Origin of the sequence: Pelagimonas sp. (genome assembly GCF_050633425.1) — a bacterium.
Taxonomy (GTDB): domain Bacteria; phylum Pseudomonadota; class Alphaproteobacteria; order Rhodobacterales; family Rhodobacteraceae; genus Pelagimonas.
The window spans coordinates 190800-205844 of sequence record NZ_JBOEGM010000020.1 but is presented as its reverse complement, the minus strand read 5'-3'; the positions used below and the strand labels follow the sequence as shown (position 1 = coordinate 205844).

Below are 15045 nucleotides of genomic sequence, written 5' to 3'. Positions count from 1 at the left end.
CACCGATTTGATGCGAACTGGGCCATTAGCCAAAGGGCGGGCCCGAAGATCAAGCGCATTTCAGGGATGGTAAGGTAATGTGATCAAATTTGGCGATATGCCGCCGTGGTCCGCACGCTCAGCTTTCAGAAACCAAGCTTGATAATTCCGAGGCTGCGTCTTGGAGAGCAGGTAAAAAGGTGAGGGCACGGTCGACATCAAACCGCTGGGTCGGCGCGTGGAAAGACAAGGTCGCCATGAGGCGGCCATGCACATCCGGGATCGGAACTGCCAGCGCAATCATGTCATCCATGAACTCTTCGCGATCAAGGGCAAATGCGTTTTTGCGCACGTTAGAGATTTCGGCGACAAGCGCATCGGGATCTATGATGGTGTTGTCGGTGCGCGCCTCAAGAGCGGTGGAGCTGAGGTAGCGCTGAAGATGCGCGCGTGCCAGCGAGCTGAGATACATCTTGCCCGAGGCGGTGCAATAAAAGGGAACGCGCGTGCCAATCGGGAGCTGAATGCGCAGCGGCCATTCGGTTTCGACCCGTTCCAGATAGGTCATGGCGTGGCGATCAGCGAGGGCAATGTTGCAGGTTTCTCCGACTTGCTGGCTCAGCTTGCGCAAGATTGCCTGACGAGCGGTGCGGATACGCAGGGACGACAGGATGCCACCGGCCATAACCCGCAAACGCGGTCCGGGCGAATATGTCCGCCCGTCCATGTCTCGTTGAAGAAAACCCTCTTCTTCGAGGGTGGTAAAGAGCCGGTGAATGGTCGGTTTGGGCAAGCCAATCTGTTCATTCACCGATGTTGGCGTGACGGGGACACCGGCCCGCGCGACCTCTTCTATCACAAGCAGCAGCCTGAGATTAGTTGGGATCGTGTCAGACTTGTCCCCGTCCATGGCAGGCTCCGTCGTTAGGTCGGTAGTAGGGCCGTTGACAGAGCTGGAACCAGCGCCACGATCAGCCATACTGAGATCAGTGCAAATAGATACGGAACGGTATAGCGCAGGAGGCGGAAGTAGGGAACGCCTGTTACGCCCGACGCGACATATAGGTTGAGCCCATAGGGTGGGGTGATGAAGCCAATTGAGGCACCAACCAGGAAGATTACCGCAAATTGTACCGGTTCGACGCCGACAGAATGAGCGATGGGTGCCAAAATCGGAGCAAGGATGATCGTCACCGGAAGGCTCTCTAGCACCATACCGGCCACAAACACGATGGCCATCGAGGTGAACAACACCGCGTAATAGCCGCCCATCGAGGTCACAAAGCCACCGATGATTTGCTGAGCACCCAGCACCGAGAGGATTTGTTGCATAACAACAGAAACAGCAATCAGCGGGGCGAGAATGCCGGTGATCTGCGCAGATCGCATGGTGATCGAGGGCAGTTCAAGCGGACCAAACCCTTGGACAACAAGCATTTCCGTGATGCTCTTGTCGTTGACTTCGCGCTCTTCGCCACCGCTTAGCAATTTGTGCAAAGGCAGGCTCAGAAAACCGACAATCACACAAAACCCAACGGTCACGCCCGCCGCTTCGGTGGGGGAGAATTTGCCGGTATAGATGCCCCAAAGCACCAGGCCGATGGCAAAGAAACCAAGCCACGCGCCAATGGCCGTTTTAAGAACCCGCATCGGGCTCAGGCCGATCAGATAGCCCCAGCCATTGCGCCAGCTGATGATAAACGCAGCCAGCATCATACCACCGACCATCATTGTTCCGGGGATGATCCCGGCCACAAAGAGATCCGAAATCGGAAGGTTGAGGAGGAAGCCATAGACAATAAAGATGATGGACGGGGGGATGATGATACCCACCGTACCGCCAGCGGCGGCAGTGGCGGCCGAAAAGCGCGGATCATAGCCGCCCTTGACCATTTCGGGATGCAACATCGACCCGATGGTCGCGGTGGTGGCTGAGTTTGAGCCGGAAATTGCAGCAAACAACCCGCAGGCACCAAGGGCTGCCATGGCCAGACCACCTCTGATCCAACCAAGACAGGCATAGGCGAAATCCGACAGGCGCCGGGCAATGCCCGAGCGGTTGATCAGGTCTCCGGTGAGGATAAACAGCGGCATGGCGAGTAGAGCAAAACCGTCGGTGAACACGTCACCAAGCGCCGCGCCGATATTATCGAGCGGCAGCTGCAACATGAAAGACATGCCAACAACCCAATAGCCAATGACCAGAAAAACCGGCACGCCAAGCATAAAGAGGAGGGTCACGCCAACCGAAAGAAGGGTGATTATGGTTCCGTCCGTCATATCAGTCGCCTCCGATCACGGCTTGTTGGATCAGGGTGTCGCCTGAGCGAAAGTTCTGGATGTCGGTCAGATAGTTTTCCAAAACACGCGCCACCAACAGCACAAAGGCGAGCGGAACCGAAAGTAGGAACCACCATTGCATGACATTGTCGGTGCCCAACATGATCTGGAAATTGGCGGCTGAGTTGGCAACCACGCGGGTTGAGGTGACAACCACGATCCATGAAAACGCGATCCAGAGCACCGCATCCAAAGTCAGACAGGCCATTTGTCCCACGCGGGGCATCGCCGTGCGGAATTCGGCAAAGGCCAGATGAGTGCGCAATTTGACGTTATAAGCGCAGCCAAACCAGGTCATCACCAGAAACAAAAACGGGGGCAGCGTTGTGGACCATGGGGCTTGAAGACCCAAGGCAAAGCGCCGGAACACTTCGACAAAGATGATGCCGCCAATGGCCAAATAGGAGACCACCATAACCGACGTCTCTAGATTGCGTTCGACCCACGGGCTGACCCGGTACAGGATCACAATCAATGTGGAGGCAACCAGCATCACAATCAGGCCCAGCGACCAAACAGCCGGGGCGCGCATTGCTTCGCTTAACATCCATGAATCGCCCTCGGCGAGGGCCGCTAGGATTTCTCCTGTGCCCTGAAACCAACCGGTCATAACCTCTCCTCCTTAGGTGTGCCGTATGTATAAAAACCGCCGACTCGCGCAGCGGTGAAAGATGGGCCATATCTGGCCCATCCCTTAAATGTGGCGACTTAAGCCGAACGCCACCAACGACGGGGTTCGACGTTTTCTGGCAGGGTGTCTTTGGGAATCTGACGTGCAACGTCGTAGATTTCCTTGTAGGTGTCGTGTCCACCGGACCATTTGTTGAGACGGTCACGCCATTGAGCCCAGGGTTCTGGGTTGAACTCTGGTGAACACATTTCCTCGGCCATTTTGATCTGATCATCAGCCAGGAAAGCACAGCGCACGTTGTCTTTGACAAAAATCGTATCCGGCAGCTGAGGATCAGAAAAGCCAACAGTTTTGACCAGTGCGGCTTCGTTTGCCGCCTGAACATGAACTTGTGCCAAATAGGCGGATTCCATGATCGCGTCCTGCAAATGGCCCTCCATTGCGTCAAAGACTTTGGCAGACATCGAAGTGTGTTCCGTGCCGCAGAAAAACTTGAGGTCGACGCATTGTGACACAACAGGCGACATGTTGGCATAGGCCACAGCCGAAGCCCATGTTTCCGCGCCATCAATCAGGCCCTGTTTCAGGCCATCAAGGGTTTCTTCCCAAGCAACCGGAACTGGGTTCAGGTTCAAAAGTTGCATCGCGATGCGGCCCAACTGGGTGCCGGTGACGCGGTTTTTGGTGCCAAACAGCTCTTCGAGCTTGGTCACGGTGGGCTTGTCTTGGAAGCTGGAGCCCATCTGCAGGCCGCGCAATTCGCAATGGCTAAACAGGAATTTGAGGCCATGACGCTTTTCAAGCGGTTCGCGCAAAAGTTTCTGCGATTCAGGGCTGTAGAGGAAGTGATACTGCGCCGCCCGGCTTGGGAACATATAGGCGTAATCCAGAACATTCAGATAGGGCGCGCCACCGGCAGAGTTTTGGGTGGAGGCGGCATACATGTCGACGACACCCAATTGGGTTTTCTCAACACAGCTGAGCTGGCCGCAAATTTGGTTGTCACCGATGAATTCGACACGAATCTCGCCCTCGGTGCGCTCTTCCAGATCGCGGGCAAATTCCAACACGCCGGCGCGTTCGATCAACAGGTTTCGGGCATTAAAGCCGGACGCGCCGAGCTTCAGCGTATGTTTGGGTTCTTTGGCAAAGCGTTTGGTGTAGGTGCTTTCGGCGGCCTGCGCGACCGAGCCAAGGGTTGCAGCGCCGCCCAGAGCGCCCGCGCCCAAGACAACCGACGAAATTCCAAACTGACCCGTCAGTTTGAAAAGATCACGGCGCGAAATGCCACTGAGGGCTTTCGATGCTTTCATAGTGGTTCCTCCCATTTGTGCAATTTTGATACTTGCAGTCTCAATAATGGGGTGACTATGCTGGTTTGAGCAAGGGAAAAGTTCGAATTGCCGCGCAATACCGACCGGGAGGGGAGTTAAATGTCAGATTTTGATGCAGATTTTATCGTCGTAGGGGCAGGCTCTGCTGGCTGCGTTTTGGCGAATCGTCTGTCCGCTGACCCGAAAAACAAGGTGGTTTTGCTGGAAGCGGGGGGACGAGATTGGAACCCTTGGATCCACATTCCGGTCGGATATTTCAAAACCATTCATAACCCATCGGTCGATTGGTGTTACAAAACAGAGCCCGATCCGGGGTTAAATGGTCGCTCGATTGAATGGCCGCGAGGCAAGGTTTTGGGGGGGTCGTCGTCTCTGAATGGACTGTTATATGTGCGTGGTCAGGCGCAAGATTATGACCGCTGGCAACAGATGGGCAATCGCGGCTGGGGCTGGGAGGATGTGCTCCCTCTGTTCAAAAAGGCGGAGAATAACGAACGCGGTGCCGATGCGTTCCATGGCGATCAGGGGCCATTGTCGGTGTCAAATATGCGCATCCAACGCCCGATCACCGATGCTTGGGTCGCGGCTGCGCAGGCGGCGGGACACAGGTTTAACCCCGATTACAATGGGGAGAGCCAAGAGGGCGTTGGGTTTTTCCAGCTGACGGCCAAGAATGGGCGGCGGTGCAGTTCGGCGGTGGCCTATCTAAAACCCGTCCGCGGGCGTGAAAACCTACAGATCATTACCCATGCCTTGGCCGAAAAGATTGAGTTGGATGGCAATCGTGCCACTGGGGTGACCTATCGCGACAAATCCGGTCAGGTGAAGACGATCAAAGCGCGGCGGGAAGTTGTGCTGTCTGGCGGCGCGATCAATTCACCGCAACTGTTGATGTTGTCCGGTATCGGAGAGGCCGAACAGCTTGTGGCCAACGGCATTGCGGTGCGCAAGGATTTGCCTGGTGTTGGCAAGAATATGCAAGACCATTTACAGGCGCGTTTGGTCTACAAATGCAATGAACCAACCCTGAATGACGAGGTGCGCAGCCTGTTTGGTCAGGCCAAAATTGCCTTGAAATATGCGATGTTCCGGGCCGGGCCGATGACGATGGCGGCGTCCTTGGCGACGGGGTTCTTGAAAACCCGGCCTGATCTGGAAACGCCGGATATTCAGTTCCATGTCCAGCCTTTGTCGGCGGAGAACCCCGGCAAAGGGGCGGATCCGTTTTCGGCCTTTACGATGTCGGTCTGCCAATTGCGGCCCGAAAGCAAAGGTGAAATCCAAATTGTTTCGCCCGAAGCGCGGACTTATCCCAAGATCATCCCGAACTACCTGTCGACCGAAACCGATTGTCGTACCGTGGTTGAAGGCGTCAAAATCGCGCGGAATATTGCCCGGCACGCGCCGCTGACCTCAAAGATTTCGCAAGAGTTTCGCCCCAACGCGTCGCTGCAGATTGATGACTACGAGGCGACGCTGGACTGGGCGCGCAGCAATACCGCCTCGATCTATCACCCAACGGGCACCTGCAAAATGGGCAACGATGCGCAAGCCGTTGTTGATGATCGGCTGCGGGTACACGGGATCTCCGGGCTGAGGGTCGCGGATTGTTCGATCATGCCGGAAATCGTATCGGGTAACACCAACGCCCCGGCGATTATGATTGGTGAAAAAGCTTCCGAGCTTATGCTGGAAGACGCAAAAGCTTGAGCCCGCGCTCTTATTGCGTCGCCAAAGCCCGTGTTTGGCAACCGGTTTCGGCACCTGTATTAGGTGCCGATGTTAGGTGCCAATATTAGGTGATTATCAGAGCGCGGGTTTGGGTGTTAGGCACCAAAATGGCGCTGTTCAACGGTGACAGCCCCAAATGCATCTGATCGAACGATGAATAAATCACCGTATTCCAAAGGGGCCGGATCGCTGAGCCGTAGGTCTTCCCAAATGGTGGCGATATTGCCCTTGTTGCCCACCCAGATCACGGTTTTGCCAGCGCCTTGGGTCACCAGCCCCGTGGTTGGGGCCTCTTGGGGGAGGCGTTGGTTGGGCAATCCGCGCGCTGCGACCAAAGGTGCGGCCGTGTCCATGTTGCGCTTGATTCCCGGTGAAAAGATGGCGTCCAGCGGCATGCCATCCAAAGCTTTGACCAGTGCTTTGGAACGCTCAATACCCGCCGCGCTGAGGTTTTCGCCATCGCGGTCGGCGTGGCGCACAACAATCAAAGTGGAATTGGGTGCAAGTGACAGATCGTGCGGCACGGCGGCGCAGGCGCTCAGCCATGCAGACCCGGTCAGTAAAAATGTTCGCCTAAGCATCGTAATTTCCCCCGTAAATAGGGAAATGGTAGCGAGGGATCGCGTTTGGTGCAAATGACTCGGCGCCGCAGTCGGTGCAGGTGCAGTGAAACCGATCAGATAGGGATAAGTATCAAAAACGTATTTTTGAAAGGGGTCGTCGTAGATAATTTTTAACCGGCCTCACTGCCCATTAACTTTATCTGTCTAGGATTTTTTCAGGTATCACCCGAACTGGTGAGTTGGGCCAATAACTTCAGATTTTGGACGTTTTTTTTGACGTGAAAAAGCGGATTTTTCCGGCGCAAACACCCTGCGATTGATTGCCGAGTTGATCCGGCAACCTACTGTTTTATCTTTGATTCGGGGATCTACTTGGTCAAGATCAGCTTGCCAGCCCGCGTGATACGCAACGTATAGATTTGGTCACCCAACTGGATGTTTGCGAGGCTACCACCATCCGTGAGAGCGGTCGCGTCATGCAGGGGCATGCGGGGCACCGATTGATTGGCAAGGTCATGTGGAATGGTCGGGGCGAAATTCAGGGTCATTTGTCAGCACCTCCGGCGTGCTCGATCAGGTCCAATAGTATTTCGAGGCTGCGAAAGCGAGGAAGACCGAGAGTGACGTTGATGGGGACGTCTTGGGAAAGAGGCACCGGGTGACCGGCTCTGTGCGTGTTACGAGTCAGCATCGGAAATCTCCGTTTTCGCAGATGTTGGCTGACCCTTTGGGCTGGCTGGTGATGATAATATGACTGTTAGACTCAGGAATGTCAATCCTGATTGAATTACTTGGTTATTAATTTCAGGCGAAAGAAAACCCGCCACACAGACTGCGGCGGGTTTCGTTGTTGTTCCGAAAGCTGATTAGCTAAAGATCGCGTTCAGTGTTGCGCTTGGGCGCATGACCTTGGCTTTCAGCTCAACCGACGGGCGGTAGTAACCACCGATGTCGGCCGCTGGGCCTTGAACGGCGGCCAGTTCGGCCAAGATCGCCTCTTCGCCGCTCGCCAATGCTTTGGCGATGGGGGCGAAATGTGCGGCCAGATCGGCGTCGTCGGATTGCGCGGCCAGGGCGTCGGCCCAGTAGCGGGCAAACCAATAGTGGCTGTCGCGGTTGTCAGGCTGACCCACTTTGCGCGATGGCGAGCGGTTGTCATCCAGAATACCTTGGGTCGCGGCTTCGGCGGCCACACCCAGAACACCGGCTTTGGCATTGCCACGGCTATCGGCGAGGAAGTTCAGCGATTCACCAAGGGCACAGAATTCGCCCATGCTGTCCCAACGCAGGTGGTTTTCTTCGACCAGCTGCTGAACGTGCTTGGGCGCTGAGCCGCCCGCGCCGGTTTCGAACAAGCCGCCACCGTTCATCAGTTTCACAATCGACAGCATTTTCGCCGATGTGCCCAGTTCGAGAATTGGGAACAGGTCGGTGAGATAGTCACGCAGCACGTTGCCGGTGATGGCGATGCTGTCGTTGCCGGCTGTGATGGTTTTGAGCGACTGAGCCGTGGCTTCGCGTGGGGCCATGGTCTGGAATTTGTCAGCAACACCAGCGGCGTCCAGCGCAGGCTGAACATATTTGATCAGCTCGGCGTCATGGGCGCGGTTGGCATCAAGCCAGAAGATCGCTTCGGAACCGGTCAGACGCTGACGGTCCATGGCAAGGCTGATCCAGTTTTCGATCGGGGCCTTTTTCACGGTGCAAGAGCGCCAGATGTCACCCGCTTCGACGTCATGGCTATGCAGCGTGTCGCCATTGGCCAGAACGATGCGGATGGTGCCATCGGCTGGGGCTTCGAATGTGGTCGGGTGCGAGCCATATTCTTCGGCCTTTTGGGCCATCAAACCAACGTTGGCAACCGAGCCAGCTGTGGTCACGTCAAGCGCGCCATTGGCTTTGAAGAAGTTGATCGATTCGTCATAGACGGTGGCATAGCAGCGATCCGGGATGACACAGTTGGTGTCGCCCTTGGCACCTGCTGCGTCCCAACCTTTGCCGCCAGCGCGGATCACGGCGGGCATCGAGGCGTCGATGATCACGTCGGATGGCACGTGCAGGTTGGTGATGCCTTTGTCGCTATCGACCATATACATGCCGGGACGGTCCGCGGTCACGGCGTCGATGGCGGCCATGATGTCGGCGTTGTCTTTGACGCGATCCAGAAGGTCACCCATGCCGGAGTTCGGGTTCACACCCAGCGCGTCGAGTTCAGCGCCAAATTTTTCGAACACAGGGGCCAGCCATGCTTTGACAGCGTGGCCAAAGATGATCGGGTCGGAAACCTTCATCATCGTGGCTTTCATGTGCAAGGAGAACATGGTGCCGTCGGCTTTGGTGTCTTCGATTGCGCCAGCAAGGAAAGTGCCAAGCGCCTTTGCGGACATGAATGTCGCATCAGCAATGGTGCCGGTTTCCAGCGGCCAGCCGTCTTTCAACACGGTCTCGGAACCGTCTTTGCCGACAAATTCGATTTTCGCGTCACCGGCTTGGGCCTCGGTGATGGTGGCGGATTTCTCGTTTGCGTAGAAATCATTGCCGGGCATCGACGACACTTTGGTCTTCGAGGTGCTTTCCCATGTGCCCATCGAATGTGGGTTGTTCTGGGCGTAGTTTTTCACAGCCTTGGCCGAGCGGCGGTCCGAGTTGCCTTCGCGCAGAACCGGGTTCACGGCGGAGCCTTTGATGGCATCATAACGCGCGCGTACAGCTTTTTCTTCGTCGGTGCTTGGCTCTTCTGGATAGTCAGGCAGTTTGTAACCCTGGGCCTGGAGCTCTTCGACGGCGGCAACCAGCTGGGGCACAGAGGCCGAGATGTTTGGCAGCTTGATGACGTTGGCTTCGGCGGTTTTCACCAGTTTGCCAAGTTCGGCCAGATCATCGGACTGGCGCTGCTCGTCGGTCAGGTTCTCAGGGAAAGCCGAGATGATTCGAGCTGCGAGCGAGATGTCCTTGGTGCCCACGGAAACCCCGGCGGCCCCCGCAAAGCTTTGAATGATGGGCAGGAACGACGCCGAGGCCAGCTCGGGCGCTTCGTCTACAATGGTGTAAATGATATCAGGAGTGGTGTTCGACATGGATAACTGCCTTTCGTTTGCTGCGCATTCCTTAGGGCAAACGAACGGCAGCGTCTACAGTATACCAGCGTATACCGTGATGCATTTCGTCGCGCAGAGCGGCCAATGACAGTTAACGAGGCGAAAGAAAGGTTGGGGGGACGTGATCGCTTAGCCAGACACCGTTTTGAGATTTGAAAAACACATATCCAGCGGCGTGCATCGCGGCCGCGTCGATGACCAAGACAACAGGGCTGCCGTGTCGCATCCCAACGGTGCGGGCTGTATCAGGATCAGGCGAGAGGTGAACATGATGGCGCGATTGCGCGGTCAGCCCCTGTGCGAGAATCGCCGTTAAAGACGTCTGCGCAGTGCCATGAAAGAGCCTATCGGGAGGGGCAATCGGTTTAAGGCCAAGATCGACGTCGATAGAGTGACCTTGGTTCGCGCGAATGCGCTTACCATCTTCAGAGAGCGCGAAGCGTTGTTTGTCAGATGTGGCGACAACGGTTTCGATATCGCTTTGGGTCAGGGGCAGGGTGGCTCGGTCGATCAGAGCCTGAACCTCGGCCCAGCCTCCACGGTCCAAGGTAAGCCCAATGCTGGCCGGGTCATGGCGGAGCACATATGACAAAAACTTGCTGATTGCTTTTGGGGTACTGGGCATAGGGCACTTACCTGTTGAACTGTAGCGATCAGTGTCGGTGCCCGATCACAAAGCCACAAGGTGCTAAAGCCAATATCCGTTGCCTTGTGGCATTTCGGTGTGGATGGCGTTTTGGTGAACCGGCTCGGTTATCTCGCTCTGAAACGCCGCTTTCCAAAGTCTGTGGAAAGGGCCTTCATAGGGGGCACCCGATGCGGCGGCTTGGGCAACGATGCCAAGGCCAATCACACAGGCCGTGGCGAGGATGGGGGCATTGATGGGGCTGCGCATGTCACATTCTCCTTTGGGTCGTTGGAGGGTTACACGCGGGTGCTGACAAGTTCCGTCGGTATTCACACCTGTTTTTCAAGAGTTGGAGACGAACAATCCGTGAGAGCTGCTCCGCAGCCGTTCATGCGCTCATGTTCTCCAAAGCGTCGACGAGAACGCCATCCGCTCTAAACGAACGAATGGCCGCGTCATAATTGCGAACCAAATCCGGCTTATCCGGCGCGCACTTTTTCTGATAGTCCCTTTAGGTTCGCATCAATGACCTTACCCATCATTATCTTCATAATGGTTTGCCCGAGCACCCAACCTAAAGCGCCATATTTAACGCGATAGTCGAAGGTCCATGTCACTTTGGAACGTCCGCCTGTCGGAGTGATGCGAATTTCGGAACTGGCGTGGTTCAATGGCATTGCCGCCATATCCGAAAGCCCTACGGTGTAGCCCGTGCCCGGTTTCCACGCGACCACCTCTTCGACAAGAGACGTGCCGTTGGCAAAGTGATTGCGCCGCTTTGAGCCTATGCCGATCTCTCCTTCGGTCAATGCGTCAACCGAAGTGATCTGGGGCGCGAACGCGTCGATCTGCATATAGCGGCTGAGCACTGCCCACACTGCGTCCGGCGCTGCATCGATGGTCAGGCTACGTTCATGATGAATCATTCTTAGGCTCCGTTTGGTTTGCGCTGAGGTTGCGCAATTTCAGTTTCTAAGAGGGTTCTAGAAGTGGGCTGCTCTCACCGTTATGATAGCAGCATGAGAGGAGGGTCGAAAAATGCGTCGCACAGAACGGTTGTTTCAGATTATCCAGATCTTGCGGTCGACCCGGTCGCCGATCACAGGACGAGACCTTGCCGATGAATTGGAAATCTCTCTCAGTACGCTTTATCGCGATATGGCCGAGCTTCACGCCCAACGCATCCCGATCACCGGAGAGGCGGGTGTTGGATACGTCCTTGATGATGGCTATGACATGCCCCCGCTGATGCTGACGGCAGACGAGTTAGAGGCCGCAGCCTTGGGGGCGGCTTGGGTGGCGTCCGAGGCGGACCCCTCGCTTGCCCGGGCTGCGCGTGACCTTGTGTCGAAACTCTCACTGGCCATTCCAAAGGAGCTGCGTCCGGTTGTCCTGGACGGGAGTTCCAAACCCATACAAACGCAAGTGCGCGTATCGGAGCGCTTTGACAGTGCGCTGTTGCGACATGCTATTCGAGAGCGGTACAGGTTGCAGCTCATTTACACAGATCGCGATGGCAGCACGACTGACAGGATTGTCTGGCCGCTGTTGATCGCTTTCCTTGACAGGGCCCGATACCTCGTCGGTTGGTGCGAGACGAAAGACGACTATCGGCATTTCAAGACCGAACGCGTTCAGGACCTCAGAGTTCTTGGAAGCAAGTACCCAGGCCGTCGAGCCGCCTTGTTGAAAGGGTGGGAGGAGGCAACGTCGAAACGCAAGGAAACCTGACGTTGGAGCCTCCCACAGCACGTGTCAAAAGGGCTCAATACTGTCTTCGAACAAATCTGGCCACGAAAGACGGCGGGTTTCAAAATTGGTTATAACGTCGGCGCTTTAGCTTTTTCTAAGCCATCATTGCATAGGCACGATCGAAACGATGCTCGCGCAAATCGGCATGGGACATCCAGAATTCAACGACACCGTCGTCGGCGAATTGCCAATCCATCTCGTCATCGCTGCCAAGACACATCAGGCGAACACCTTCGCCGTAGGTCGGATTGGTGATCTCTTGCTCAGGCCCTAGTAACGCGTGCTGCCCGTAGGTTTCCGGCGCTGCAGTGGCGATCGTTTCCTTTCTATTGGCCTGCGTGACTTCCGTGGCGATCTCACCCGCAGATAGTTCGTTTTCATTGCTCAACAGATCCCAGTTCAGATCAACGTTTTGCATATCATACCAAGCAAACATATGAGGCTCGGCCGCAAATTTGTTGGTAGTAACCCGCGTGTCGAATTTGGAGGTTTGTTCGCCTGGGGCGTGTAGGAACTGCGGCATATCAGATGGCGGCTGTCGTTCCATCAATGGAATGTCGCTCTGAGCCACGAAGATCACCTTGCCTGCTCCATTGTGCCGTTGATCTGGCCCAAATTCATCCAGATCGAAAAAGAAAAGGAGCAAGCCGCTATTGGGCAGGTCATGGGGCCCGTTCAACGTCGCACAGTCAATCTGTGCCCAAAAGTGCATGGGCTGTCGGTGGATATCTGTTCTGGGCCAAGGCATGTGGCTGGGCAAAAGCGGCCCCCCCCCAAACCAATTGCGTCCTGAGACATAGGTTTTGCGCCCCAGCACATATGCTGGCTTTTCTGTTTTCATTACGCGTGCGCGAAGGTCTTCGGGCGTCAAATGCAGAGCCGGTTTTGAGAGATGAGATTTCAATATTTCCTTCGCAATTTCGTCAGGATATCGCGTTTTTCCATTAGAAAGCTGCAGGCTAATATGCTCAGCAAAGCTCAGAGGTTTGGGCACGTTGTTCCACCTTAACGTTAAAGATTGACCATTTCCACCGAGGTCATACCCATAAAATTTGGCAGTTATATGGCCTTTGTGTTTCTTTTGAATTGGGCATGCCTCTATGCAAATAGCTGCATGGATTTGTCGGAGCCTGGCACTAACAACTGGCTGGTTCGGCCGCCCCCCCCCTTGGTCATTGGTGTTGAAGTGCAACTGGGCAGACAAAGGTCGCGTTCACTGAGGCCGACCAATCACGGCATTCGGCCCATTTCAGCGCTTTTGTGTCTTATTTGTACACTTGCTTTACCATTTGAAACCGCTGCTTTCCTTGGTTGCCGTCTAAACGGCCATTCACTGCATTGTCACGCGCATCCAGTGTTAGATTGCCACCAAACAACTGCCTACCATCAGACCCGTATTCAGCGAACTGAAACCCGCCCCTTACAGCTTCGGTAATTCTCAAACGGACCTCCTTTTTTCCGTCAGAACCGACTTGGGTACATTGGCAAGGCCCAAGTGTTGGGGTGCAATCATGCGGGTGAAATTGCAGTTCAAACCCGTCTTGTCTCACCCACCGAACCTGATTTCCATCTTTGTCTAGGTAAGTTGTGAAAACGGGTTTTCCCGATGGTGAAGACCCACGATAGCTTTCCAAAGCATATAAGCGCCCGACCTTTCCACGAAATACGTGGTGGATAAGGCCTCCTTGGCTTTGGTTGAGACTGGTGTCGTCGCCGGGCTTGAGAGTTTCGGGTTTCCAGCGAATACTTTCGGCGGAAGCCGACGTGGACATAAGAGATATTAAAACCCCAAGAACAATTGCGGTTTTCATGGCGGCCTCCCAGCGTTGTAAGTGTATTCCTGCCTCGGGTTAAGTTTTGTGCATAGTCTGGACCCAGACTGGATCGCTGACTGCCACCCGTCATTTTGGACCAAATCAGGAAGTTACTAGGGTCTGCAGGAACATATTTGATCATTTGGGGGAGTGAAAACTGAACGAACCAAGCTGGTTCTTGCGCTTAACGAGTGAATGTCGGTTATTGCAATTTTAGCGCCAAAACGCTTTTGGTCCGTCCTTGTCTCAAACCCTGAACCCCACGGAAGACCGATGTAATCTCAGCGCACATACTTCAAACAAGGCTCCGACCACGTGTGTCGGATGCTTATTTGTGTGCAATCAATACATCGTGAGACTGTTATGACTATCCGAAAATACCCGCGCACGCGGCATGTTGAAGGCTCGCGCCTTCAAGTTGGCGATATGGCCGACGACAAACCAATCAAGGACCTCGCGGGTCAGAATCTGATCGTGGAGGAGAAGCTCGACGGGGCCAACTCCGCCGTGTCCTTTGACGTGCAGGGCAACCTGCTGTTGCAAAGCCGGGGGCATTACCTGACCGGCGGAGGTCGAGAACGCCATTTTGCTTTGCTCAAAACCTGGGCAGCGGCCCATGCCCATGTGTTGGAGCCTGTCCTTGGACACAGGTTCGTCATGTACGGCGAGTGGATGTATGCCAAACACACCGTGTTTTATGATCGGCTTCCGCATTTTTTTTGGAATTTGACGTGTTGGACCGGGACAATGGGGCCTTTCTCAGCACCGCCGCCCGGCGTTCCCTGTTAGGCGGACTGCCGATCATGCCGGTTCCTGTGCTTCATGAGGGCAAAGTGACATCCGTTGATCAGCTCAACTCCTTGACCCGCCCGACACCTTATAAATCGCAGGATTGGCGTCGGATTCTGGCGCGCGCAGCCGAGCAATCCGGCAGCCGGGCGGACATGGTGGAACAGCAGACCGAAGACAGCGATCTAGCAGAAGGTTTGTATTTGAAACACGAAGATACAACCCATGTCCTGGATCGGTTCAAGTTTGTGCGGGCCGACTTTCATCAGGCGGTCCAAGCGTCTGATGGGCATTGGCATGACCGTCCGATCCTACCGAACGGCTTGGCCGACGGGGTCGATATCTTTGCCCCTGTTTTGGGGATTTCGGGTGCATATGATGCGTAA

Annotated in this window: 14 protein-coding genes and 1 pseudogene; 3 read left to right on the top strand and 12 right to left on the bottom strand. The window is 55.3% G+C overall.

The genetic code is table 11. The annotated features are described in order from the left end of the window. Positions 1-118 precede the first annotated feature (118 nt). The 4 genes from ACRBB0_RS16730 to ACRBB0_RS16715 all read right to left on the bottom strand — a co-directional run bounded on the left by ACRBB0_RS16730 (position 119) and on the right by ACRBB0_RS16715 (position 4263). A complete protein-coding gene (locus tag ACRBB0_RS16730; RefSeq protein WP_431375589.1) occupies positions 119-889 on the bottom strand; it encodes an IclR family transcriptional regulator in 771 nt (256 codons plus the stop codon). A gap of 14 nt (positions 890-903) precedes the next feature. Beyond that, on the bottom strand, positions 904-2259 hold the full coding sequence (locus tag ACRBB0_RS16725) for a TRAP transporter large permease (RefSeq protein WP_431375588.1): 1356 nt from the start codon (positions 2257-2259) through the stop codon (positions 904-906). Between the two features lies 1 nt (position 2260). Beyond that, positions 2261-2929: a TRAP transporter small permease gene (locus tag ACRBB0_RS16720; protein ID WP_431375587.1), complete on the bottom strand. Its 669-nt coding sequence runs from the start codon at positions 2927-2929 to the stop codon at positions 2261-2263. A gap of 98 nt (positions 2930-3027) precedes the next feature. Further along, positions 3028-4263: a TRAP transporter substrate-binding protein gene (locus ACRBB0_RS16715; RefSeq protein WP_431375586.1), complete on the bottom strand. Its 1236-nt coding sequence runs from the start codon at positions 4261-4263 to the stop codon at positions 3028-3030. A gap of 120 nt (positions 4264-4383) precedes the next feature. Here ACRBB0_RS16715 and ACRBB0_RS16710 point away from each other — a divergent pair, with 120 nt between their 5' ends. After that, complete coding sequence (locus ACRBB0_RS16710; RefSeq protein ID WP_431375585.1) at positions 4384-5994, top strand: GMC family oxidoreductase; 1611 nt, start codon at positions 4384-4386, stop codon at positions 5992-5994. A gap of 116 nt (positions 5995-6110) precedes the next feature. Here the strand turns inward: ACRBB0_RS16710 and ACRBB0_RS16705 are convergent, their stop codons facing one another. From ACRBB0_RS16705 to ACRBB0_RS16680, 6 genes are all read right to left on the bottom strand, one after another. Continuing rightward, on the bottom strand, positions 6111-6596 hold the full coding sequence (locus ACRBB0_RS16705) for a histidine phosphatase family protein (RefSeq protein ID WP_431375584.1): 486 nt from the start codon (positions 6594-6596) through the stop codon (positions 6111-6113). A gap of 350 nt (positions 6597-6946) precedes the next feature. Next, complete coding sequence (gene hemP, locus ACRBB0_RS16700; protein ID WP_431375583.1) at positions 6947-7126, bottom strand: hemin uptake protein HemP; 180 nt, start codon at positions 7124-7126, stop codon at positions 6947-6949. A gap of 318 nt (positions 7127-7444) precedes the next feature. Then, the gene (locus ACRBB0_RS16695) at positions 7445-9655 is read right to left on the bottom strand and encodes an NADP-dependent isocitrate dehydrogenase (RefSeq protein ID WP_431375582.1); all 2211 of its coding nucleotides are present in this window, start codon (positions 9653-9655) and stop codon (positions 7445-7447) included. A 112-nt stretch (positions 9656-9767) separates the two neighbouring features. After that, positions 9768-10301, bottom strand: coding sequence for an RNA 2'-phosphotransferase (locus ACRBB0_RS16690; protein ID WP_431375581.1), 534 nt, complete (start codon positions 10299-10301; stop codon positions 9768-9770). Between the two features lie 63 nt (positions 10302-10364). Beyond that, positions 10365-10571, bottom strand: a complete 207-nt coding sequence (locus ACRBB0_RS16685; RefSeq protein WP_431375580.1) for a hypothetical protein — start codon at positions 10569-10571, stop codon at positions 10365-10367. Positions 10572-10783: 212 nt separating this feature from the next. Then, positions 10784-11230: an SRPBCC family protein gene (locus tag ACRBB0_RS16680; protein WP_431375579.1), complete on the bottom strand. Its 447-nt coding sequence runs from the start codon at positions 11228-11230 to the stop codon at positions 10784-10786. Between the two features lie 112 nt (positions 11231-11342). Here ACRBB0_RS16680 and ACRBB0_RS16675 point away from each other — a divergent pair, with 112 nt between their 5' ends. Further along, positions 11343-12035, top strand: coding sequence for a helix-turn-helix transcriptional regulator (locus ACRBB0_RS16675; RefSeq protein WP_431375578.1), 693 nt, complete (start codon positions 11343-11345; stop codon positions 12033-12035). Between the two features lie 115 nt (positions 12036-12150). Here the strand turns inward: ACRBB0_RS16675 and ACRBB0_RS16670 are convergent, their stop codons facing one another. Beyond that, complete coding sequence (locus ACRBB0_RS16670) at positions 12151-13050, bottom strand: DUF1963 domain-containing protein (protein WP_431375577.1); 900 nt, start codon at positions 13048-13050, stop codon at positions 12151-12153. Between the two features lie 271 nt (positions 13051-13321). Beyond that, complete coding sequence (locus ACRBB0_RS16665) at positions 13322-13867, bottom strand: hypothetical protein (protein WP_431375576.1); 546 nt, start codon at positions 13865-13867, stop codon at positions 13322-13324. A gap of 327 nt (positions 13868-14194) precedes the next feature. On the opposite strand from ACRBB0_RS16665, the pseudogene ACRBB0_RS16660 reads away from it, so the two are divergent. Next, positions 14195-15045, top strand: a pseudogene (locus tag ACRBB0_RS16660) (RNA ligase family protein).